The organism is Allochromatium humboldtianum (assembly GCF_013385175.1).
GTDB lineage: Bacteria > Pseudomonadota > Gammaproteobacteria > Chromatiales > Chromatiaceae > Thermochromatium > Thermochromatium humboldtianum.
The window spans coordinates 221859-243080 of record NZ_JABZEO010000001.1 but is presented as its reverse complement, the minus strand read 5'-3'; the positions used below and the strand labels follow the sequence as shown (position 1 = coordinate 243080).

Annotated in this window: 15 protein-coding genes; 6 read left to right on the top strand and 9 right to left on the bottom strand. The window is 64.1% G+C overall.

The genetic code is table 11. The features are described from left to right. Nucleotides 1-2079, bottom strand: coding sequence for a molybdopterin-containing oxidoreductase family protein (locus HW932_RS01120; RefSeq protein ID WP_176974662.1), 2079 nt, complete (start codon nt 2077-2079; stop codon nt 1-3). Between the two features lie 71 nt (nt 2080-2150). On the opposite strand from HW932_RS01120, the gene HW932_RS01115 reads away from it, so the two are divergent. Continuing rightward, nucleotides 2151-3344 carry an alkaline phosphatase family protein gene (locus HW932_RS01115; protein WP_176974661.1) on the top strand — a complete coding sequence of 398 codons (1194 nt, stop codon included), beginning with the start codon at nt 2151-2153 and terminating at the stop codon, nt 3342-3344. Nucleotides 3345-3430: 86 nt separating this feature from the next. Here the strand turns inward: HW932_RS01115 and rimI are convergent, their stop codons facing one another. Further along, nucleotides 3431-3901, bottom strand: a complete 471-nt coding sequence (gene rimI / locus HW932_RS01110) for a ribosomal protein S18-alanine N-acetyltransferase (RefSeq protein ID WP_246296596.1) — start codon at nt 3899-3901, stop codon at nt 3431-3433. A gap of 289 nt (nt 3902-4190) precedes the next feature. Here rimI and nifJ point away from each other — a divergent pair, with 289 nt between their 5' ends. From nifJ to HW932_RS01095, 3 genes are all read left to right on the top strand, one after another. Then, nucleotides 4191-7772: a pyruvate:ferredoxin (flavodoxin) oxidoreductase gene (gene nifJ, locus HW932_RS01105; protein WP_176974659.1), complete on the top strand. Its 3582-nt coding sequence runs from the start codon at nt 4191-4193 to the stop codon at nt 7770-7772. 78 nt (nt 7773-7850) lie between these two features. Further along, nucleotides 7851-8867 (top strand): dihydroorotate dehydrogenase-like protein, encoded by a 1017-nt coding sequence (locus tag HW932_RS01100; RefSeq protein WP_176974658.1) that lies wholly within the window; start codon nt 7851-7853, stop codon nt 8865-8867. 25 nt (nt 8868-8892) lie between these two features. Beyond that, nucleotides 8893-9825 (top strand): DNA ligase, encoded by a 933-nt coding sequence (locus tag HW932_RS01095; RefSeq protein WP_176974657.1) that lies wholly within the window; start codon nt 8893-8895, stop codon nt 9823-9825. Between the two features lie 13 nt (nt 9826-9838). Here HW932_RS01095 and HW932_RS01090 read toward each other — a convergent pair whose 3' ends face one another. Further along, on the bottom strand, nt 9839-13267 hold the full coding sequence (locus HW932_RS01090) for a CHASE domain-containing protein (RefSeq protein WP_176974656.1): 3429 nt from the start codon (nt 13265-13267) through the stop codon (nt 9839-9841). Then, nucleotides 13264-14424 carry a response regulator gene (locus tag HW932_RS01085; protein ID WP_222932173.1) on the bottom strand — a complete coding sequence of 387 codons (1161 nt, stop codon included), beginning with the start codon at nt 14422-14424 and terminating at the stop codon, nt 13264-13266. Before HW932_RS01085 ends, HW932_RS01090 begins: the two co-directional genes overlap by 4 nt. A gap of 192 nt (nt 14425-14616) precedes the next feature. On the opposite strand from HW932_RS01085, the gene HW932_RS01080 reads away from it, so the two are divergent. Then, entirely contained in the window at nt 14617-14967 is a 351-nt protein-coding gene (locus HW932_RS01080; protein ID WP_176974654.1) for an Hpt domain-containing protein, read from the top strand. Nucleotides 14968-14978: 11 nt separating this feature from the next. Here the strand turns inward: HW932_RS01080 and HW932_RS01075 are convergent, their stop codons facing one another. The 5 genes from HW932_RS01075 to HW932_RS01055 all read right to left on the bottom strand — a co-directional run bounded on the left by HW932_RS01075 (nt 14979) and on the right by HW932_RS01055 (nt 20768). Further along, nucleotides 14979-15542, bottom strand: coding sequence for a peptidylprolyl isomerase (locus tag HW932_RS01075; protein ID WP_176974653.1), 564 nt, complete (start codon nt 15540-15542; stop codon nt 14979-14981). A 64-nt stretch (nt 15543-15606) separates the two neighbouring features. Then, nucleotides 15607-16041, bottom strand: coding sequence for a rhodanese-like domain-containing protein (locus HW932_RS01070; protein ID WP_176974652.1), 435 nt, complete (start codon nt 16039-16041; stop codon nt 15607-15609). Nucleotides 16042-16104: 63 nt separating this feature from the next. Then, nucleotides 16105-16341, bottom strand: coding sequence for a Uma2 family endonuclease (locus tag HW932_RS01065; protein ID WP_176974651.1), 237 nt, complete (start codon nt 16339-16341; stop codon nt 16105-16107). 33 nt (nt 16342-16374) lie between these two features. Continuing rightward, a complete protein-coding gene (locus HW932_RS01060; RefSeq protein ID WP_176974650.1) occupies nt 16375-19536 on the bottom strand; it encodes an efflux RND transporter permease subunit in 3162 nt (1053 codons plus the stop codon). Continuing rightward, entirely contained in the window at nt 19533-20768 is a 1236-nt protein-coding gene (locus HW932_RS01055) for an efflux RND transporter periplasmic adaptor subunit (protein WP_176974649.1), read from the bottom strand. The genes HW932_RS01060 and HW932_RS01055 overlap by 4 nt, the downstream gene beginning before the upstream one ends. A gap of 96 nt (nt 20769-20864) precedes the next feature. Between HW932_RS01055 and HW932_RS01050 the strand changes: the two genes are divergently transcribed. Continuing rightward, a complete protein-coding gene (locus HW932_RS01050) occupies nt 20865-21200 on the top strand; it encodes a flagellar protein FliT (protein ID WP_176974648.1) in 336 nt (111 codons plus the stop codon). Nucleotides 21201-21222 lie beyond the last annotated feature (22 nt).

Genomic DNA, 21222 nt, shown 5'->3' with positions numbered 1-21222 from the left:
TCAGGCCACGGGCGCGACCTCGCACAGGCTCGACTTGAACGGCGGAAACCCGCTGATCGGGTCGAGATGCCGGTCGTCGGTCAGCTCGTTGACGTTAGCGCTGTTCCAGCCGTGGGTGCAGTGGACCACGCCGGGCTTGATGCGCTCGGTGACGCGCGCGACGAAACGCACGGCCCCGCGCGGCGAGCGGATCTCGACCGCTTGACCATCCCGGATGCCGCGCGGCTCGGCATCGCTCGGATGGATCTCGACCAATGGGTTTGGAATCGCCCGGCGCATGCGCTGGATGTACTGATGCTGTGAATGGGTGTCGAACTTGGTGCGCGCCCCACTGGTCAGGACCAGCGGATAGTCGCGGGCGATCTCGGGCGTCGAGAGCGGACTCTCGGCCGGTTCGCGATAGATCGGCAGGCCGTCGTGTCCGGCCGCGCGCAGTTCGGCCGAGTCGAACTCGACCTTGCCGCTCGCGGTCGGGAAGCCGCGCAGCCGATAGAGCCGGTCGGCGTCGAGAAAGCCGTGCTCGACCAGATCCTCGATGGCTTGGGCATACACCGTGACGCCATCGGGATTGTTGTAGACCTCATCGCGGATCTCCTCCGGGATGCCCTCGGCGGCCTCGGCCCAGGCCGCTTCGAGATCGCCGTGCCAGAACTGTTCGGCCATGCCCAGCCGCACGCCGAGTTCCAGGAAGATCTCCCCGTCCGGACGCGCCTCGCCGCGCGGTGCGACCACCGGACGCCGATAGCGCAGTTCGCCCTGATAGGCACAGCCCGGATAGGCGATCAGCGCCGGACGTTCCAGACTGGTCGCCGCCGGCAGAACGATGTCGGCCTGGAGCGTGGCCGGGTTATGGAAAAAGTCGGTCGCGGCGAAGAAATCGAGCGATCCTAGAGCCCGCTCCATGCGCTTGGAGTTCGGCCACATGGCGGTGTTGATGCCCATGGCCAGCAAGGAGCGCACCCGTTGCGGACGCCCGTCCAGGATGCAGTCGGGCAGCAACATGCTCTGCCCTGCCGGCCAATATTTGGTCCAGACCGGATAGACCTCGTCGCCGATGCGTGGCGGCAGATTGTTGCGACAGTGATCGAACAGCTCGATCGGCTTGGGCAGCACCTTGTCGTTGAAGAAGCGGTTGCCGCCCTCGCGGTCCAGATTGCCGGTGACGGCCGAGAGCAGAATGAGCGCACGGTGGTTCTGAAAACCGTTGCTGTGCTGCACGGTCGCGGTCGGCGACAGCGTGATCTGGGCCGGCGGCGTGGTGGCGAAGAGTTCGACCGCCGCGCGCAGATCGGACTCGGCGATGCCGCAGATGGAGGCGACCCGCTCGGGTGTGAACTCGTCCACATAGTCCCTGAAGGCATCGACACCCGAGCACCATTGATCGAGAAACGCCTGATCCTGCCAACCATTGGCGAAGATCAGATGATGGAAACCGAGCGCCAGCGCGCCATCGGTGCCGGGACGGATCTGGAGATGGATGTCGGCCTGATCGACCATGGGCGTGCGGCGCGGGTCGACGACGATCATGCGCCGCCCCGGCTTGAGCGTCACCAGACCATGGGTGTCGAAGGGTGGGATCGAGCCGCGCGGATTGGTCGACCAGATCAGATGACAGCGCGTCTTGGGCGAGACCACGGTCGAGGTGGTCTTGATCTTGTAGCCGAAGGTGACTTTCTCGGCCACCATGGTCGCGGAGAAGCAGCAGCCGCTCTCAGTCAGATAGTTGGGCGAGCCGAAGGCATGGGCGAGCCGCTGGAGCTGTGGGCGCGCTTCCTTGGTGTAGCCGGCGAAAAAGGCGACGGCGGGTGCGCCGTGCTCATCACGGGTAACGCTGAGACGTTCGGCGATGGTGCCGAGCGCCTCGTCCCAGGAGATGCGCTCGAACTGGCCGCTGCCGCGCGGCCCGACCCGCTTGAGCGGATAGAGCAGACGCTCGGGATGGTTGCGCCGGTCGAGCTGGGCATAGCAGCGTGGACAATCCGGCCCCTGGATGGCGATCGGTTCGCCGCCGGCGTCGAACTCGACCTGGATCGGGCAGTTGGCATCGCATTCGTAGCAGGTGCTGGGCTTGGTGGACATCTCGATGGTCTCGCGCGACGATGGGTGTTCGTGGTTTCATGCCGGATGGTCCCCAACATGACGCCCGATTCATGGAAACCAAGCACAGACCCGACTACAGCGGCGGCGGCCTGCTGAATCTGATGAGCACCGTCATCCAGGCGCGCGGCGGACGCTGCGAGCATCCACCGCTGGCCGGACTGGCGCTGGACGATCTGACGCGCGCGACCAATCTGGTGCTGCTGGTCGTCGACGGACTGGGCGCGGACTGGCTGGAGCGGCACGCACCGGATGGATTGCTGAGCCGGGCGCGCTGGGGGGCGATCAGCTCGGTGTTTCCATCGACCACGGCCTCGGCGATTCCGACCTATCTCACCGGGCTGTCGCCGCTCCAGCATGGGTTGACCGGCTGGTTCACCTATTTCGGCGAGTTGGGATCGGTACTGGCGGTCCTGCCCGGTCGGCCGCGCTATGGCGGGGTGTCGTATCGTGCCGCCGGGATCGATCCGCGCCGGCTCTTCCCCCATCGCTCGATCTTCGACCGCATCGGCACGCGCGGTATCGCCGTCTCGCCGCGCTTCATCGCCTATTCGGACTTCAATCGCGCGCATCTGGGACGCGGCGAGGTGCGGCCGTTCGAGTCGCTGCCGGAGATGTTCCAGCAGACGCTGCGCGTACTCCGCCCTCGGCGGCGTTGGGGGCGTTCGTCGGAAACGCCCGAGCGGCGCTATCTCTATCTCTACTGGCCGGAACTCGACCGCATCGGGCATGAGCACGGCATGGAGAGTGCGGCCGCCCTCGCCCATCTGGCCGAGATCGAACAGGCGCTGGAGGCGTTTCTGAGCGCGGCGGCAGGGACGGACACGGTGCTGCTGGTGTGCGCCGATCATGGCCAGATCGACACCCGACCTGAGGACGTCATCGATCTCGCACAGCATCCCGAGCTGGTCGAGTGTCTGACGCTGCCGCTGTGCGGCGAGCCGCGCGCGGCCTGGGCCACGGTACGCGCCGACAGTGCGCAGCGCTTCGAGGACTATTGCGCCGACGAGCTGGGCGATATGGTCGAGCTGATACCGAGCCGGCAGGTGATCGCGGACGGCCTGCTCGGGCCTGGGCCGGCACATCCGCGCATCCGCGACCGGGTGGGCGATTACTGTCTGCTGCCGCGCGCGCGGCACGTCCTGCGTCAGGCTCTGCCCTTCGAGGAACCGCACATCCATGTCGGCGTCCATGGGGGACTGAGTGAATCCGAACTCCGGGTGCCGCTGTGTCTGTTTACGCTGTAGACCGATCGGTGAGTTTTGGCGGCCGGAGCAAGCAGACAGCTACGACCAAGGGCGTCAGATGGCCTATTACGAAACTCTCCAGCGGATCAGTGAGGATAGGACTCATCCGATGGTTGCCAAACGCAGTTAGCCGTCATCAATTCGAGCGCCAGCACAAGCGCATCCTCGCGTCCACTCGGCGCGGGGTAATAGTTGCGCCGCCGACCGACTTCGCAGAATCCCTCGGCGCGATAGAGCGCCAGTGCCGCCGCATTCGAGACGCGCACCTCCAGAAAGGCCGTCTCGGCCTTGCGCCGGCGCGCCAGCCGTAGCAGATGACGCAGCATCTGGCGTCCCAGCCCGCGTCCCTGCCAGTCGGGATGGACGCCGAGATTGAAGACCTGACATTCCCCGACCGCGACCGACATCACGCCATGCGCGACGATGGTCGCGTCGATCTCGCCCAGCCAGCAGTTATAGCCGGCCTTCAGACAGTCCTCGAAGATCTCTCGACTCCAGGGAAAGGCATAGGCCGCGCGCTCGACGTCGAGCACAGCGTCCAGATCCGGCCGACACATGGGCCGCAGGCGCAGGTGCGTGCCTGTACCTCTGTCCGTACTCGCGCTCCGCTCCGAAGCGGTATTCACTCGATTCCGTCCCCCAAGATTTGAACGCCAGCAGGGATCATCGCTCAAAACCGGCGTCATGCACACTTGATCTCGGTCAGGAGAACTGTGATTCGTGCCGCCGCTCGTCGCGTCCTGTCACCAACGTGGCGCGGTTTCGGTCTATAGTGTGCCTCTGAGTGCCGCGCTTGGCATCTCGCTTCGCGGTCATCCCGTTCCACCCACACCAATGGACAGTCCGATGTCGCACAAGAGCCTGGTCACACTCGACGGCAACGAGGCCGCCGCTTACGTCGCGCACCTGACCAACGAGGTCATCGCCATCTATCCCATCACGCCCTCTTCCAACATGGGCGAATGGGCCGACGAATGGTCTTCGCTAGGTGTCAAGAATCTGTGGGGCACGGTCCCCGATGTCGTCGAGATGCAGAGCGAGGGCGGCGCGGCGGGCGCCATCCACGGCGCGCTCCAGGGCGGGTCGCTGGCGACCACCTTCACTGCCTCGCAGGGTCTGCTGCTGATGATCCCGAACATGTACAAGATCGCTGGGGAACTGACCCCGACGGTCTTCCATGTCTCGGCGCGGGCGCTGGCGGCTCAGGCCCTGTCGATCTTCGGCGATCATTCGGACGTCATGGCCTGTCGCGCCACCGGCTATGCCATGCTGTGCGCCGGCTCGGTGCAGGAAGTGATGGACTTCGCCCTCATCGCCCAGGCCGCGACGCTTGAAAGCCGCCTGCCCTTCGTGCACTTCTTCGACGGCTTCCGCACCTCGCACGAGGTCAACAAGATCGAGCGTCTGCCGGTCGAGACCATCCGCGCCCTGATCGACGAGGAATTGGTCAAGGCCCATCGCGAGCGCGCCCTGAATCCGGATCATCCCAAGCTGCGTGGTACCTCGCAGAACCCGGACGTCTATTTCCAGGGGCGAGAGACGGTCAACCCCTATTACGCCGCCGCGCCCGCCATCGTGCAGACGGTCATGGATCGCTTCGCCGCCCTGACCGGACGTCAGTATCGGCTGTTCGAGTACGTCGGCGCGCCGGACGCTGAGGGCGTCATCATGCTGATGGGTTCGGGACTGGGCGCGGCTGAAGAAACGGTCGAGCATCTGATCGCGCGCGGCGAGAAGGTGGGACTGCTCAAGGTGCGGCTGTTCCGCCCCTTCGATGCCTCAGCGCTTATCGCCGCCCTGCCCGCCGGCGCCAACCGGATCGCCGTGCTCGATCGCACCAAGGAACCCGGCTCCGACGGCGAACCGCTCTACAAGGACGTGACCACCGCGCTCGCCCGCGCCTTCTCTGCCGGCGAACTCCAGACGATGCCACGTGTGATCGGCGGACGCTATGGTCTCGGCTCCAAGGAATTCACGCCAGCGATGGTCAAGGCTGTGTTCGACGAGCTGGCTAAGAACGCGCCCAAGAATCCCTTCACGGTTGGCATCCTCGACGATGTCGGTCATACCAGCCTGGCCTGGGATCCCGATTTCAAGGCCGACGCACTGCAAGGCGTCACGGCTTGCGTCTTCTATGGTCTCGGCTCCGACGGCACGGTTTCGGCCAACAAGAACTCGATCAAGATCATCGCCGAAGAGACGCCCAACCACGGTCAAGGCTATTTCGAGTACGACTCCAAGAAAGCCGGCGCCGTGACCATCAGCCATCTGCGCTTCGGCCCCAATCCGATCAAGAGCACCTATCTGATCGGCGACAACGAGGCCAATTTCGTCGCCTGTCATCAGCCGACCTTCCTCACGCGCTACGACATGCTCGACAAAGCGCGTGCGGGTGCGGTGTTCCTGCTCAACTCGCACACGCCGCCCGATCAAGTCTGGAACGATCTGCCCAAGCGGATGCAGCGCACTATTCTCGACAAGGGCCTGAGCTTCTATGTCATCGACGCCTACGGCATCGCGGCGGCGACCGGCATGGGGCGGCGCATCAACACCATCATGCAGACCTGCTTCTTCGCCATCTCGGGCATCCTGCCCAAGGACGAAGCCATCGCCCACATCAAGCACGCGGTCGAGAAGACCTACGGCAAGAAGGGGCAAGCGCTGCTCGATCGCAACTATCAGGCGATCGACGCCGCGCTCGCCGGACTGCATCAGGTTCAGATTCCAGCCCAGGTCACGAGTACCTTCGATCGCCCGCCGGTGGTCCCTGACGAAGCGCCCGAGTTCGTGCGCCAGGTCACGGCCACGCTCATGGCCGGTCATGGCAATCAGCTTCCGGTCAGCCTGATGCCCGCCGACGGCACCTGGCCGACTGGTACTACGCAGTTCGAGAAGCGCCAGCTCGCCCTGCAACTGCCCAAGTGGGATGAAGCCCTCTGCACGCAGTGCGGCAAATGCCCGCTGGTCTGTCCGCACGCGGCGATCCGCGCCAAGGTCTATCCAGCCGCGCTGACCGAAAACGCACCGGCGAGCTTCAAGCACGCCGCCATCAAGGGCAAGGACTTCCCCGAGGGCTATCGCATCAGCTATCAGATCGCGCCCGACGACTGCACCGGCTGCGGGCTGTGCGCCGAGGTCTGCCCGATCCGCGACCGCCAGGAGCCCAACCACAAGGCGCTCGACATGGTCGAGGCCGGCGAGATCCAGCACGCTGAGCAGGCCAACTGGGACTTTTTCCTGACCATCCCCGAGTACGACCGCACCCAACTCGACGCGACCAAGATCAAGCACGCGATGATGATGCAGCCGCTGTTCGAGTTCTCCGGCTCCTGCGTCGGCTGTGGCGAGACGCCCTATATCAAGCTGGCGACCCAACTGTTCGGCGACCGGATGCTGATCGCCAACGCCACCGGCTGCTCGTCGATCTATGGCGGCAACCTGCCGACCACGCCCTACACGACCAATGCGGAAGGACGCGGCCCGAGCTGGAACAACTCGCTGTTCGAGGACAATGCCGAATTCGGTCTGGGTCTGCGGCTGGCGGTCGACAAACAGGCCGAGCAGGCGCGTGAGTTAGTCGCGCGACTGGCCGGACAAATCGGCGAGACGCTGGTCGAGGGGCTGCTGAACGCGGATCAGTCGACCGAATCCGGCATCCACGAGCAGCGCGAACGGGTCGCAGCGCTCAAGACCAGGCTCGCCGAGATCGACTCGGACGAGGCCCGTGCCCTGCTCGCGCTGGCCGAGCAACTGGTCAAGCGCAGTGTCTGGATCATCGGCGGCGACGGCTGGGCCTATGACATCGGCTATGGCGGCGTCGACCATGTGCTCGCCAGCGGGCGCAACGTCAATCTGCTGATCCTGGATACCGAGGTCTATTCCAACACCGGCGGCCAGAAGTCCAAAGCCACCCCGCTCGGCGCCGTGGCCAAGTTCGCCGCCGGCGGCAAGCCGACCTTCAAGAAGGATCTGGCCATGATGGCCATGGCCTACGAGACCGTCTATGTCGCCCAGGTCGCCTTCGGCGCCAAGGACGTGCAGACGGTGCGCGCCTTCCTGGAGGCCGAGTCCTACGACGGACCCTCGGTCATCATCGCCTACTCGCCCTGTATCGCCCATGGCGTGGATCTGTCCAACAACCTGCGCCAGCAGGACATGGCCGTCAATTCGGGACACTGGCCGCTGCTGCGCTACGATCCGCGCCGCACCGCGCGCGGCGAGAATCCGCTCCTCGTCGACAACAAGGCGCCGAGCATCCCCTATCGCGACTTCATCAATTCCGAGACCCGTTTCAGTCTGCTGACCCGGACGCACCCCGAGGCCGCCGAGCGCTTCCTGCATCTGGCGCAGAAGCATGTGGACACGCGCTTCAGCCTCTATGAGCAACTGGCGCATCTGGCCGTTCAAAAGGGTCCGGTGTCCGAGTAAACCCAGCGGCGGACGGCGGCGCGAGCGCCTGTCGTCCCATCCGATTCCACTGTCTCCAAGCATGAGGTTTCGACGGCCATGAATCTGAAGACTGAGTATCTCGGACTGACTCTCAAGAACCCCTTGGTTCCATCCGCCTCGCCGCTCTCCAAGAGCCTGAACTCGGCACGCGAGCTGGAGGACAGCGGTGCGGCGGCCATCATCATGTATTCGCTGTTCGAGGAAGCCATCACGGCCGAGTCCGAATCCATGACGCGCTTCCTGCATCATCAGGAGACCGGATTCGCCGAATCGAGCGACGGCTTCCTGCCCGATCATCAGGACTTCGAGAACGGACTCGAGCGCTATCTGGAACAGATCCGGCGGCTGAAGGAGAGCCTGGACATCCCGGTGATCGCCAGTCTCAATGGGGTCACGACTGGCGGCTGGGTCAAGCACGCGCTCGAACTCCAGCAGGCCGGCGCCGATGCGCTCGAACTCAATGTCTATTACATCGCGGGCGACATCAGTCAGAGCGGCGAGCAGGTCGAGCAGCGTTATCTGGATCTATTGACCGAACTGCGGAGCCAGATCCGGATTCCGATCAACATGAAGCTCTCACCGAGTTTCAGCTCCATCGGGCATTTCGTCGGGCGGCTGGCGGCGGCGGGGGCCAACGGGGTCTCACTGTTCAACCGCTTCTATCAGCCGGATATCAACATCGACAGCCTAAGGCTCCAGGCGAGATTGCATCCCTCCACTTCCGCTGAGGCCCTGCTGGCCATGCGCTGGATCGCGCTCCTCTACGGTCGCATTCCGGACCTCTCGCTCGGCGCCACCGGCGGGGTCCATACCTCGGAAGACGCCATCAAGCTGCTGCTCGCCGGTACCGACGTAGTCCATCTGTGCAGCGTGCTGCTCCAGAAGGGACCGGCTTATACCGGTTTGATCCTGCGCGGCATCGAGGACTGGATGGAGGAACAGGGCTTCGAGTCGGTCGAGGACTTCCGGGGCCGGGTCAGCGCCCTGACCGTGCCTAACCCGGCCGAGCTGGAACGCGCCAACTACATCAATGTGCTCGACAGCTACAGCGTCGCGCCTGGGGTCATGACCTGAGATCGGCTGGATTCCCTTGTCCTCCATGCTGCACAACAGAGAAACGCTGCACAGGGAACGCCGCGCCGGCTTCTGGAGCCGGCTCGGGACGTTCCTGGCGCTGATCCTGGTTCTCGGTACGCCGCCGGTCGTGGCGGATGTGTCCGCGCACACCGTCACGGCACCCGAGACCACCACCGAGCCGACCGCCACTCCACCCGCTCTGATCCTGGCCAATGTCTACCGCGAGGGCATCGATCTCTCCCGCTACTGGGTGAGCGAGAAACTCGACGGTGTGCGCGCCTACTGGGATGGTTCCAGACTGATCACGCGCGGCGGTCATCCGATCGCGGCCCCCGACTGGTTCACGGCCGGCTTTCCGACCATCCCGCTCGACGGCGAACTCTGGATGGGACGCGGCGCCTTCGAGACGTTATCGGGCACAGTGAGACGTCTGGAGCCGGATCACGACGCCTGGCGCGCGGTGAGCTACCGAGTCTTCGATCTGCCGGGGATGGACGCGCCCTTCGGCGAGCGGCTCGCGGCACTCGAGCGTTTACTGGCCGATTCGTCGAACCCACAGATCGCCCCCGTCGAGCAATTCCGGGTCGCCGATCACGCCGACCTGATGACCCGTCTGGAAACGGTCGTCGCCGCCGGCGGCGAAGGACTGATGCTGCACCGCGATGACGCCCCCTATCGCGCCGGACGCAGCGACGATCTCATCAAGGTTAAACCCTATCTGGACGCCGAGGCCCGAGTGATCGCGCATCTGCCCGGCAAGGGCAAGTACGAAGGGATGCTGGGCGCACTCCTGGTCGAGGAACCCTCCGGACAACGCTTCCGTCTCGGCACCGGCTTCAGCGACGCCGAGCGACGCTCACCGCCGCCGATCGGCAGCCGCGTGACCTTCAAATATCACGGCCGCACCCGCAACGGCATCCCACGCTTCGCCAGCTTTCTGCGCGTGCGCGACTGAGCCGGACCCAGGCTCAATCCACTGACTCAGGTTCCGCCGCCGGCAGCCAGCGCTTCAGCATCGCCTTCAGATCATCGACCATGACCGGCTTGGCGAGGAAATCGTCCATGCCGGCGGCCAGACACCGTCGACGATCCTCCTCGAACGCCTCGGCCGTGAGTGCAATGATCGGCAGGCGTGCCCCGGCCGGTAGCTCCGACTCCCACTGACGCAGACGCTCGGTCGCCGCATAGCCGTCCATGACCGGCATCTGACAGTCCATCAGGATCAGATCCGGACGCTCGCCGCCCTCGACCCGCTCGACACACTGCCGACCATCCTCGACCAGGGTCACGCGCAAGCCCAGCTTGCTCAACAACGCCTTCATGATGGCGCGATTGGCCGGATTGTCCTCGACCACCAGCACCCGTCCGATCATGGAACGCGCGATCGGACGTCCGGGGTTTTCGGACAGACTACCGGCGCGTGACGTCGATTCGCCCGGATACGCCAGTGCCTCGGCGCGAATCCGGAACCAGAAGCGTGATCCCTGTCCGGGCTCACTCGTCACACCGGCCTCGCCGTCCATCAACAGCGCCAGATCGCGCACGATCGAGAGACCAAGTCCGGTTCCGCCATGCCGGCGCGTGATCGAGTCGTCGGCTTGCGAGAACGGCTTGAACAGCCGCGCCTGGGTGTCGGCGGGAATGCCGATCCCGGTATCCGTGACGGCGAATTCGAGCACCGCCCAGTCCCCCTGTCGCTCGACCTCACCGGCCTCGACCCGCACCCGACCCTGCTCGGTGAACTTGATCGCGTTGCCGACCAGATTGGCCAGCATCTGACGCAGACGATGCGCGTCGGCCTGATAGTCCTGTTCCGCCCGGCCCAGCCAGTGCGCTTCGAATTCCAGACCCTTGTCGCGTGCCGACTCGACGAACAGCGCCCGGATCTCTTGGATCAGACGCTCTGGGCTGAATGGAAGACATTCGAGCTGCAACTTGCCGGCCTCGATCTTGGAATAGTCGAGGATGTCGTTGAGCAGCTTGAGCAGACTCTGGCCCGAACTCAGGATGGTGCGCGCATAGTCGAGACGCTCATACTCAGCGAGATTCGGGATCAACAGCAACTGCGCCATGCCCAGGATGCCGTTCATGGGCGTGCGGATCTCATGGCTCATGGTGGCTAGGAAACGGCTCTTGGCGACGTTGGCCGCCTCGGCGGCCTCCTTGGCCTGCCGCAGATGCGCCTCGGCTTCCTTGCGTGCGCTGATGTCCAGATGCGTGCCCGACATGAGCACCGGTCGGCCATCGCCCATCCGATTCGTGACGATGCCGCGCGTCAGTACCCAGACCCAATGCCCGGCCTTGTGCCTCAGTCGGACTTCGCACTCGAAATTCGGGCGCCGTCCCGAGAAGTGCTCGTCGATCAGGACCAGCACCTGCCGCCGATCCTCGGGATGGAGCAGGCCCTTGAAGGTCTCGACCGAGACCGGCGCCAGTTCCTCGACGCCATAGCCGATCATCTCGGCCCAGTGCGTGTTGATCGAGACTTCACCCGTGTCGATGTCCCATTCCCAGGTTCCGGCGCGCGTGCCTTCGATGACATTGCTCAGACGTTGACGCTCGCGCTGGAAGGCCTGTTCGCGCTCGACGCGCTCGGTCATGTCGATCAGGCTGCCGACCATGCGTAGCGGCTGCCCATCGGCGTCGCGCTCGACTACCTGACCGCGATCCAGCACCCAGATGATCCCGCCGTCGGGACGGCGCATGCGATGCTGATGGACATAGGGCGTATCCTGCGCGAGCGAGGCGCCGATCGCGGCCATGACCGCGTCGCGGTCGTCCTCGTGCAGCAGGCCGGCGAAATACTCGACCGCATGATTGGGTTCGAGATCCGTGATGCCCAGGATCTCGGACCAGCGGGCATTGTGGTTGACCCGGTTGGTCGAAATCTCCCAATCCCAGATCCCCTCGCCGGTCGCCGCCGAGACATAGCTGTAGCGCCGTTCGCTCGCCACCAGCGCGGCCTCGATGCGCCGGCGCTCGGTGACGTCGTGAATGATGGAGTACAGCGCCGGCCGGCCATCGTAATTGAACGGCCCTGAATAGACCTCGACCTGACGGATCTCGCCATTGGCCAGACGGTGCGTGAAAAACAGATGTTCACAGCGCCCCTCCAGGACCGAGCACATGTCGTTCCGAATGGTCTCGGCTGAGGCCTGATTGATGTCGAAGATGGGCATCCCGCACAACTGACGCTGATCGTAGCCGTAGAAATGTTCGGCCGCCGGATTGGCATCGAGGATGAAACCGGTCTCGGGGTCGATGATGAGCATCACCGCCCTGGCGCTTTCGAAGAGTGCGCTGTAACGCGCCTCGCTATCGGCGAGCTGTTCGCTCAGATGTCGCGACTGCTGCTCGGCGCGCCGTTTCTGGCGTCCGATCGACTCGATGATGATGAAGAGAAAGAAGTCGATGGTCAGACCGCTGAGCGCGACGATCAGCGGTTGCGTGGCTTCAGTGTCGGAGAGATAGCCGGAACCGGCACGCACCGACAGGGTCCAGCGATGCTGGAAGAGTTCGAGCGCGACTAGGGCGTCGAAGCCATCCTTGGCCGGCGGATCGAGCGCACTGAGCGCGGTTTCAGGAAAGTTGCCGAACATAAAGCTCTCGGCCGTCGGGGTGTCGCCGTCATAGAGCTCCAGCCGAATCGCGTCCTGGTTGGAGCCGAGGATGCCGTTCATGAAATCGTTGGCGCGAAACGGACTGTAGACGAAGCCGAGCAGCGCCGCGCGCCGTTCCTCTAGGGTCGTGGTCGGCATTCCCGGACGATAGACCGGGATATACATCAGGAATCCATACTGAACGTCCTCATCGGTCTCCTGCACCAGGGTGACGCGCCCGGAGATGGCCGGCTCGCCCGAATCACGCGCCCGCTCCATGGCCCGACGCCGCACGGGTTCGGAATACATGTCATATCCGAAAGCGCGCTGATTACGCCAGTCGAAGGGTTCCAGATAGACGATCGCGCTGTATTGATCGCGCGGCTCTTCGGGTTGAACGCTGTAGTCGGGAAAACCCTCGGCGCGAATGCCGGCGATGTGCGCGTCCAATTCCGCCGGGGCGATCATCAACGAAAAACCCAGCCCCTGAATACCGGGAAAATTCTCCTGGAGCCGCAGTGCCTCGACATACGCATGCCATTGAGTGCGGGTCACCTGACCGGCGGCCTCGAACAGGCCGACTCCGCCGCGCAAGGCCGTCGCATAGGCGATCAGGCGTCGTTCGATCGCCGAGGCGATGTCGGCGGTCTGAAACTCGAAACGCTCGCTGGCTTTGGTTCGGATTGCACTGTCGGAGATCGACCAGGCCAGAGCGGTGACCACGAACGACAGCGCCAGAATGATCCAGGCGGTCGCCTGGTGCTGTAACCACAGGATCGGACGCCGACGTGGATTCAAGATTCGCTCCCGGTTGAAACGGCGTCGATCTTGCCGCTGAGACCAAAGCGGGCCATCAAACGCGGTAGTTCATGCTGCGGATCTCCGGCGTGCAGCAGTGCCGTGATTCGCATGATGATGGGTTCTTTGCGCACCGTGCCCGTGGGCAGACGATCGAGCGCCTCGATGCGCTCGCGGATCGTATTCGGGATGAGCCACTGGGCCTGGAGCCGTTCGCGTGCAGGCGGCGCATAGCGATCCAGGATCGAGTCGCGGGTCGTCTCGTCGATGGTGTGGCCGGCCTCGATCCAGGTTTGCATGAGCTGGAGCAGAGACAATTCGGCCACGGAATGCAGGATGCAGGCGGTGCGACAACTGTCGAGATTGAATTCGAGATGTTCCCTGAGTTTCACGAGGATTCCAACCAACGACATCAGACTGCGCCTGATTTCGAATCGCTTGCGCGCCAGACATTCATCGGCGATATGACTGCCGGGATGCAGTGAGACTTCGACGGCCAGATTGATGAAGGCATCGAGACCGATCTTACGAATAGCCTCCTCGAAGGTTTCCACGACATCCATGCCGTCGATATAGCGGCTGCTATTGGCCAGACTCAGCATACGAAACAGCAACGCAGGTTCGAGCCGGCATTCACGCAGTAATCCGATACGCTCAGGCGCTTCCATGTCGCGAATACGTGCAATGCGCTCGACGATTTCGGGAGCGATCGGCAATCCAATCAAATTCTGCTTCAGGCGATTTTCGATGAACGCATCCAGGCTCTCGAACGATTCGGATTCGGTCGAGCCATCGGATTGAACGTCCGTATCGATGAGCTGTGACAGGCGCTCCATGATCTGTTTGGCATCGAACGGCTTGATGATATAGGCATCGACGTGAAAAGCGCGCGCGGCGAGTATTTCATCGCGATCGGAATGACTGGTGATCATCACACAGATGGTCTTGATTCCCGAACGACGAATGGTCTTGAGGATCTCGAGTCCGCTCATTCCGGGGAGCTCCCAATCGAGCAGGATCAGATCCGCGCCCTGTTCCTGCCAGCGATCGAGCGCCAAGAGCGGATCGGCGTCCAGGGTCACGACGGCCTGCGGCCAGATCCGCTTGACGAGCTGACGCAGCAGGGCGCCGGTTGCCGGATCATCTTCGACGATCATGACGCGGATCACACACGGCCTCCAGATTGTTCAATACGGTTTCGGTCGCCTTCCGGATGGCTTGCTCAGCTATCAGCTGAGGATGCACGAACGGACGATGCGCCACTCGCGCGGCACGATCAAATCTCATATGATCGAATGCACTCGACAGGGCGAAGATCGCCATGATCGAAAAGACATTAGGAGACCGCAGTGAGCCATTTGAATCATGACGTACTCGATACTCTGCGCGAAGCGCTTGGAGAGAGCGACTTTTTCGAGGTGGTCAATACATTCGCCCAGCAATTCGAACACCAAATGCAAGCGCTCGAACAGCGTGCGGAATGCGGTGAGTTACCCGAGTGCGCCCATATTCTACACTCACTCAAGGGCGGTGCAGGCAATATCGGCGCTGAAACCCTAGCCGAGAGTGCGCACGGATTCGAACAGCAGGTGCGCGCGGGAGAGGTGTCCCTCCAGGCGATGATCGAGACGCTCTCGAACACGACGAGCGCCACGATCACGGAATTGCGGGATTCGGGCTATCTGGGTGGAAATACCTGAGCCCTGATGATTCAGAGCTGGCGGCAGGCCTCGAGCATCACGGGCGCCTGGGTGCGACCCGAGCGGCTGCCCTGCTGTTCCATGGCGCGCAATACGTCCATACCCTCGACCACCTTGCCGAAGACGACGTGCCGGCCGTCGAGCCAGGGCGTCGCGTCGACCGTGATGAAGAATTGCGAGCCGTTGGTGTCGGGACCGGCGTTGGCCATGGACAGGGTACCGGCCGACTCGTGCTTGAGGGTGAAGTTCTCGTCCTCGAACTTTTCGCCGTAGATCGACTTGCCGCCGGTGCCGTTGCCGTTGGTGAAGTCGCCGCCCTGGATCATGAAGCCGGGGATGATGCGATGGAAGGGACTACCGGCATAGGCCAGTCCCTCGCCCTTCTCGCCGGTGCAGAGGGCGCGGAAGTTCTCGGCGGTCTTGGGCGCCACGTCGGCGAAGAGTTCCAGGGTGAGGGTTCCGGCGGGTTGGCCGCCGATGCTGACATCGAGCGCGACCCTGGGATTGGCGGCCAGGGCCGGCGTCGCGGCAGCGGCGAACAGGACGGTGGCGAGCACGAGCGGGGACGTCTTCATCAGGTTTCCTTCTTCGAGGTTGGTTGCAAGGGGTTGGAGATCCGGGATCGGCGGATGAACGGGATCAACAGTTGGTACAGGCATCCACCGGCAGACCGCGCCGCACCCAGCCCGGACCCGAGCGGCTACCCGCCATGCCCTCGGGGACGTTGTGGACCCGGCTGAACCCCATCTTCTGCAACTGTTGCTGCACATAGCCGCTGCGGTTGCCGGTCCGGCAGATCAGGGCGATGGGCGCCGACTTGTCGCCGCCCATGTCCTTGAGCAGACGCTCGACGAATTTGGGATCGGTCATATCGATGCGATGGGCCTTGGGGGCCACACCGGTCTCGCGCCACTCGGGCGGGGTACGGATGTCGATCAGCAGGATCTCGCCCGATCGGGCCTTGGCGAGCGCCTCTTCCGGACTGAGATCCAGGTCGCCCGCCTGGGCGCCGGCAGCGAAGACGAGACTGGTAGCGATGAGCGCGACGAAGCGCCGAACGGTTTTGTACAGCATGGTCATTTCGATGGTGACGTCGTTGGTTGATGGATCAATGGATTGATCAGGATTGGTGGCGACTCAGCCTGGAAACAACTCTGGGATCTCGAACGGGATCTCCACTTCCTCGATGGTAACGCTGATCCGGCCTTCGCTGACTGAGTGCAACTGCCGGTAACGTCCGCCGAAACGGTCGGGATCGCGATAGTCGTGCAGGGTGCGATGCGGGATGTCCGCGACCCAGTAGCGACCGATACCGGCGCGCGCATATTTGGCCAGCTTCAGACCCCGGTCGAGCGCCAGACTGCCATCCGTCATTCCTCCGCAATGGTCAGAGCGTCTTGAGCCGTATCATGGATGAACCTCACCGGGCTGGGCAGCGTCGGGTTCGACATGGCCGCCTCGGGAAGCACCGCCATGCACCCATTCGCGCAGTCGCTGGAACACCACATAGAGCATCGGGATCAGGAAGATACCGATCAAGGCCGCCGCCAGCATCCCGCCAAAGACCGCCGTGCCGACCGCGCGCTGACTGGCCTCCCCGGCTCCGCTGGCCAGGATCAGCGGCACCAGCCCCAGGATGAAGGCGAAACTGGTCATGAGCACGGCCCGGATCCGCAGACGCGCGCCCGTGACGGCGGCCTCCTGGATGGATTTGCCCAAGGCGCGCTGCTCCATGGCGAACTCGACGATGAGGATGGCGTTCTTGCTCGCCAGTCCGATCAGCACCACCAAGCCGACCTGCGCATAGAGATCGTTGGACAACTGAGCGACGAGCAGCGCGACCATGGCTCCGAGCACCCCGATCGTGACCGAGAGCAGCACCGCCGCCGGCATCGACCAGCTCTCGTAGAGTCCGACCAGGAACAGATAGGCGAAGAGCACCGCCAGTCCCAGCACGATCGGGGTCTTGCCGCCGGCCTCCTTCTCCTGCAAGGCCGTTCCGGTCCAGTCGAAACCATAGCCGTTCGGCAAGGTCTCGGCCGAGACGCGCTCCATGGCCGCGATCGCCTCGCCCGAGCTGTAACCCGGCTTGGGACCACCCTGGAGCGTGACACTGCGATAGTTGTTGTAACGTTGGATGAGCTGCGGGCCGACGATCAGCTTGGCGGACATGAGGGCACGCAGTGACACCATCTCGCCGTCGGTATTGCGCACATGGATGCGATAGACATCCTCGAAGGTCGCGCGATCGGACTCCTCGCCCTGGATCTGGACCTGCCAGACCCGTCCGAAACGGTTGAAGTCATTGACATAGTAACCGCCCAGCGTCGACTGGAGCACATTGAAGACGTCGCTGATCGGCACACCCAGTATCTGTGATTTTTCACGATCGAGTTTGAGGTCGATCTGCGGATTGGTGGTGGTCCAGGTCGAATAGACGCTCGAGAGCACCGGATCCCGGTTGGCCGCCAGCACCAGACCGCGCATCACAGCCGCCAGATCGGCCGGCTCGCGCCCCTGGAGATCGAGCAACTGATATTCGAAGCCGCTCCCCGTGCCCAGCCCCACGATGGGCGGCAGATTGAAGGGCATCACGCGCGCCGCCGGCAGGCCGGCGGTCTCGATGGCGATGCGCTGGATGACGGCCGGCGCCGCCAGATCCGGCGTGGTGCGTTCCTCGAACGGCTTGAGCCGACCGACGATCGCCGCCGCATTGGACTGGACGCTGGCATCGATGATGTTGAACCCAGGGATGGTGATCACATGCTCCACGGCCGGATCGGCGAGCACGATCTTCTCGATCTGCTCGACGGCCGCCAGGGTGCGGTTGAGCGAGGCGCCCTCGGGCAACTGGACATGGGCCATGAAGGCGCCCTGGTCCTCCGTCGGCAGGAAGCCGGTCGGCGTGACCTTGAACAGCCAGCCGGTCGCCAGCCCGACACCGGCGATCAACACCAGCACCAGGAGCGAGAATCGCAACAGACGCCGCACCACGGACGCATAGCCGTCGCGGATGCGGTCGATGCCGCCGAGGACATAGCGCATGGGGCCGCGTTTGTGATGCGTCGGCTTGAGCAGGATGGCGCACAGCGCCGGCGAGAGCGTGAGCGCGTTGATCGCCGAGATCAGCATCGAGAAGGCGACCACGGCCGCGAACTGCTGGAACAGTTGCCCGGTGATGCCGGGGATGAAGGCCACCGGCAGGAACACCGACAACAGCACCAGGGTGATGGCGACGATGGGACCTGTGATCTGGCCCATGGCCTTCTTGGACGCCTCGCGCGGCGACAACCCCTCTTCCTCCATGATCCGCTCGACGTTCTCGACCACCACGATGGCATCGTCGACCACGATGCCGATGGCCAGCACCATGGCCAGCAGCGAGATGGTGTTGAGCGAGAATCCGATCAGCAGCAGGAAGGCCAGGGAACCGATCAGGGCCACGGGCACCGCGATCAGCGGGATCAGGGTCGCGCGCCAACTGCCCAGGAACAGGAACACCACCAGGATGACGAGCACGAAGGCCTCGAAGAGCGTGTGGACCACCTTCTCCAGGCTGGCCTTGACGAAGTCTGTGGTGTCATAGACGACCGCATAGTCGAGATCGTCCGGGAAACGCTCGGCCAGCTTCTTCATGGCGGCGTCGACACCATCGGCCACAGACACCGCGTTGGCGCCCGGAGCCAGATAGATGGCCATGGCCGCCGTGGGCCGGCCATCGAGCCGGCTGACGGCGTCGGACTGCTGGGCGCCGAGTTCCACGCGCCCGAGGTCGCGTACCAGGATACGCGAGCCGTCCGCATTGGAGCGCACCAGGATGCGCTCGAATTCATCCACATCGCTCAGCCGGCCCTGGGTCTGGAGCGTGATCTGGAACTGCTGATCCGAGGTCATCGGCTGAGCGCCGATGCGACCGACGGCGGCCTGGACGTTCTGACTCTGGATCGCCGAGACCACGTCCGCCGGTGTCAGTCCGAGCGCGGTCAGCCGATCGGAATCGAGCCAGATGCGCATGCTGTAGTTGAGCGGCCCGAACTGCGCGACCTCGCCGACACCCGGCACGCGCGCCAGAGTGTCGATGAGGTTGATGGCGGCGTAGTTGCTCAGGAAAAGTCCGTCATAGGAGTCCTTGGGCGAATAGATCGCCACCACCTGCAGCATGGCCGAGGACTGCTTCTGGACCGTCACCCCCTGACGCTTGACCTCCTCCGGGAGCTGGGCCATGGCCAGGTTGGCGCGGTTCTGGACGTTGACCGTGTTGATGTCCGGATCCGTGCCGAGCGCGAAGGTGACGGTGAGCGAATAACTGCCGTCGTTGTTGCTCGACGACTTCATGTAGAGCATGTTGTCGACGCCGTTGATGCTCGACTCCAGCGGCTGAGCGACGGTCGACTCGACCACGGACGCGCTCGCCCCCGAATAGCTGGTGCTCACCGAGACCTGGGGCGGCACGATGTCGGGGAACTGGGCGACCGGAAGCTGGGTGAGGGCCACCAGACCGACCAGGGTCAGCACCACCGAGATGACGATCGCCAGCCGCGGGCGATCGATGAAGACGTCCGAGATCATGGCTGCGCCTCCGTCTCGGCCTGCTGGGGCGGAACGGCCTTGACCGGCTGACCGGGTATGACGCTCTGGATGCCCTCGACGATGACCAGATCGCCGGCGCTCAAGCCCTGGGTGACGGCGATCTCAGCCCCCTTGGCCGGGCCGGTCTTGACGCGGCGGATCTGCGCCTTGCTCTCGGCATCGACGATCAGGACATAGAACCCCTGCTGATCGACCTGCAGGGCGGACTGCGAAATCAGGATCGCCGCTTCCGGCTCACCGCTCTGCAACACCACGCCCACGTACTGACCATCGATCAGGATCCCCTCGGGATTGGGCAGCTCGGCGCGCAGGGTCACGGAATCCGTCGTGCGATCGGTCGTCACATCGACGAAGTCCAGGTGCCCGGAATGCTCGTAGAGCTTGCCGTCGGGCAGTCGGACCTGGAGCACGACCTTACTCGGATCACCGCCCTTGGACGCGATCCGACGCCGCGCGTCGAGCAGATCGCGCTGGGTGATGGGGAACTGGACATAGATCGGATCGCTGCTGACGATGGTGGCGAGCGCATCCGAGGACGACGGGCTGACCAGGGAGCCGACGCTCAGGCTCGACAAACCGATGCGCCCGGAGATCGGCGCGAGGATCTTGGTATAACTCAGATCCAGGCGCGCGGCATTCAGGGCGGCCTGGGCCTGGGCGATACCGGCCTTGGCGCCGACGGCGGCGGCCTGGAGCTTGTCGACATCGGACTGAGCGACGTTCTTCTGTTTGAGCAGCTCCAGACCGCGCGCAAGCTGGGCAGCGGCGTTCAGCGAGTCGGCCTTGGCCTTCTCCAGATCGGCCTCGCGCTGCTCGACCACGGACTGGTACTGATCGGGTTCGATCACGTAGAGCACATCGCCGACCGCGACCGCTTGTCCTTCCTGGAAGCGACGCTCCTTGAGGAAGCCCTCGACGCGGGCGCGCAGATCGACCCGATCGACCGCGACCACACGACCGACGAAGCGGGCTTCCTCCTCGATGCTCTGGGTCGTGGCGGCGACCGCGATCACGCTCGGCGGCGGCATCTCGCGTTGGGCGGACGTGGGCGTGGCCGGTTCGCAGCCGGTCAGGGCCAGGGCGAGCGCGGCGCTCAGCACCCCGCCCTGGAAGCCGCGAGCGGATATCGAGATCAGTGGGGGTAAACGCAAGAGCGAGGACGAACGAGCGGGCGAGATCCGGCGTTCCGGTAGGGCGGCATGAGCTGGCATCGAAAGAGATCCTCGTCGGCCGTGGGCGAAGCTGGCATATTAAACCGACACCCCCGGATCGGATACCGCCCAACACGCTTGAGATGGAGATTATCGATGGCCAATCTGACGGATCTCATCAGCGACCTGGTCGCCGCGACGGATCAGATGAAACCGGCTGCCCAGGGCGACGACTGGGACATGGTCGAGCGCTTGCAGAAGCGCCGCCGCGTCCTGATCGAGTCGATCGTCGAACGCGCCGAGCATGAACCCATCAGCGAAGAAGATACCGAGCGCCTGCGCGCCGTGCGTCGCCAGGAGGCGACTGTGGCCGCGCTCGCCGGGGCGCAGCGGCAGGCGTTGAGCGAGGCCATCGCCGAACTCCAGGGCGAGGGCCGCATCGACAGGCTCAGCCGGATGCAGCGCGCCTATCGCGACAGCGGACGTTCCTGAGCCGCATCCGGAGAGCGGAGGC

What these genes read in the sequence shown, in the direction of transcription:
- HW932_RS01120 (WP_176974662.1), bottom strand. Translation starts at nt 2,079, where the DNA reads ATGTCCACCAAGCCCAGCACCTGCTACGAATGCGATGCCAACTGCCCG.
- HW932_RS01115 (WP_176974661.1), top strand. Translation starts at nt 2,151, where the DNA reads ATGGAAACCAAGCACAGACCCGACTACAGCGGCGGCGGCCTGCTGAAT.
- rimI (WP_246296596.1), bottom strand. Translation starts at nt 3,901, where the DNA reads ATGTGTCGGCCGGATCTGGACGCTGTGCTCGACGTCGAGCGCGCGGCC.
- nifJ (WP_176974659.1), top strand. Translation starts at nt 4,191, where the DNA reads ATGTCGCACAAGAGCCTGGTCACACTCGACGGCAACGAGGCCGCCGCT.
- HW932_RS01100 (WP_176974658.1), top strand. Translation starts at nt 7,851, where the DNA reads ATGAATCTGAAGACTGAGTATCTCGGACTGACTCTCAAGAACCCCTTG.
- HW932_RS01095 (WP_176974657.1), top strand. Translation starts at nt 8,893, where the DNA reads ATGCTGCACAACAGAGAAACGCTGCACAGGGAACGCCGCGCCGGCTTC.
- HW932_RS01085 (WP_222932173.1), bottom strand. Translation starts at nt 14,424, where the DNA reads ATGATCGTCGAAGATGATCCGGCAACCGGCGCCCTGCTGCGTCAGCTC.
- HW932_RS01075 (WP_176974653.1), bottom strand. Translation starts at nt 15,542, where the DNA reads ATGAAGACGTCCCCGCTCGTGCTCGCCACCGTCCTGTTCGCCGCTGCC.
- HW932_RS01070 (WP_176974652.1), bottom strand. Translation starts at nt 16,041, where the DNA reads ATGCTGTACAAAACCGTTCGGCGCTTCGTCGCGCTCATCGCTACCAGT.
- HW932_RS01065 (WP_176974651.1), bottom strand. Translation starts at nt 16,341, where the DNA reads ATGACGGATGGCAGTCTGGCGCTCGACCGGGGTCTGAAGCTGGCCAAA.
- HW932_RS01060 (WP_176974650.1), bottom strand. Translation starts at nt 19,536, where the DNA reads ATGATCTCGGACGTCTTCATCGATCGCCCGCGGCTGGCGATCGTCATC.
- HW932_RS01055 (WP_176974649.1), bottom strand. Translation starts at nt 20,768, where the DNA reads ATGCCAGCTCATGCCGCCCTACCGGAACGCCGGATCTCGCCCGCTCGT.
- HW932_RS01050 (WP_176974648.1), top strand. Translation starts at nt 20,865, where the DNA reads ATGGCCAATCTGACGGATCTCATCAGCGACCTGGTCGCCGCGACGGAT.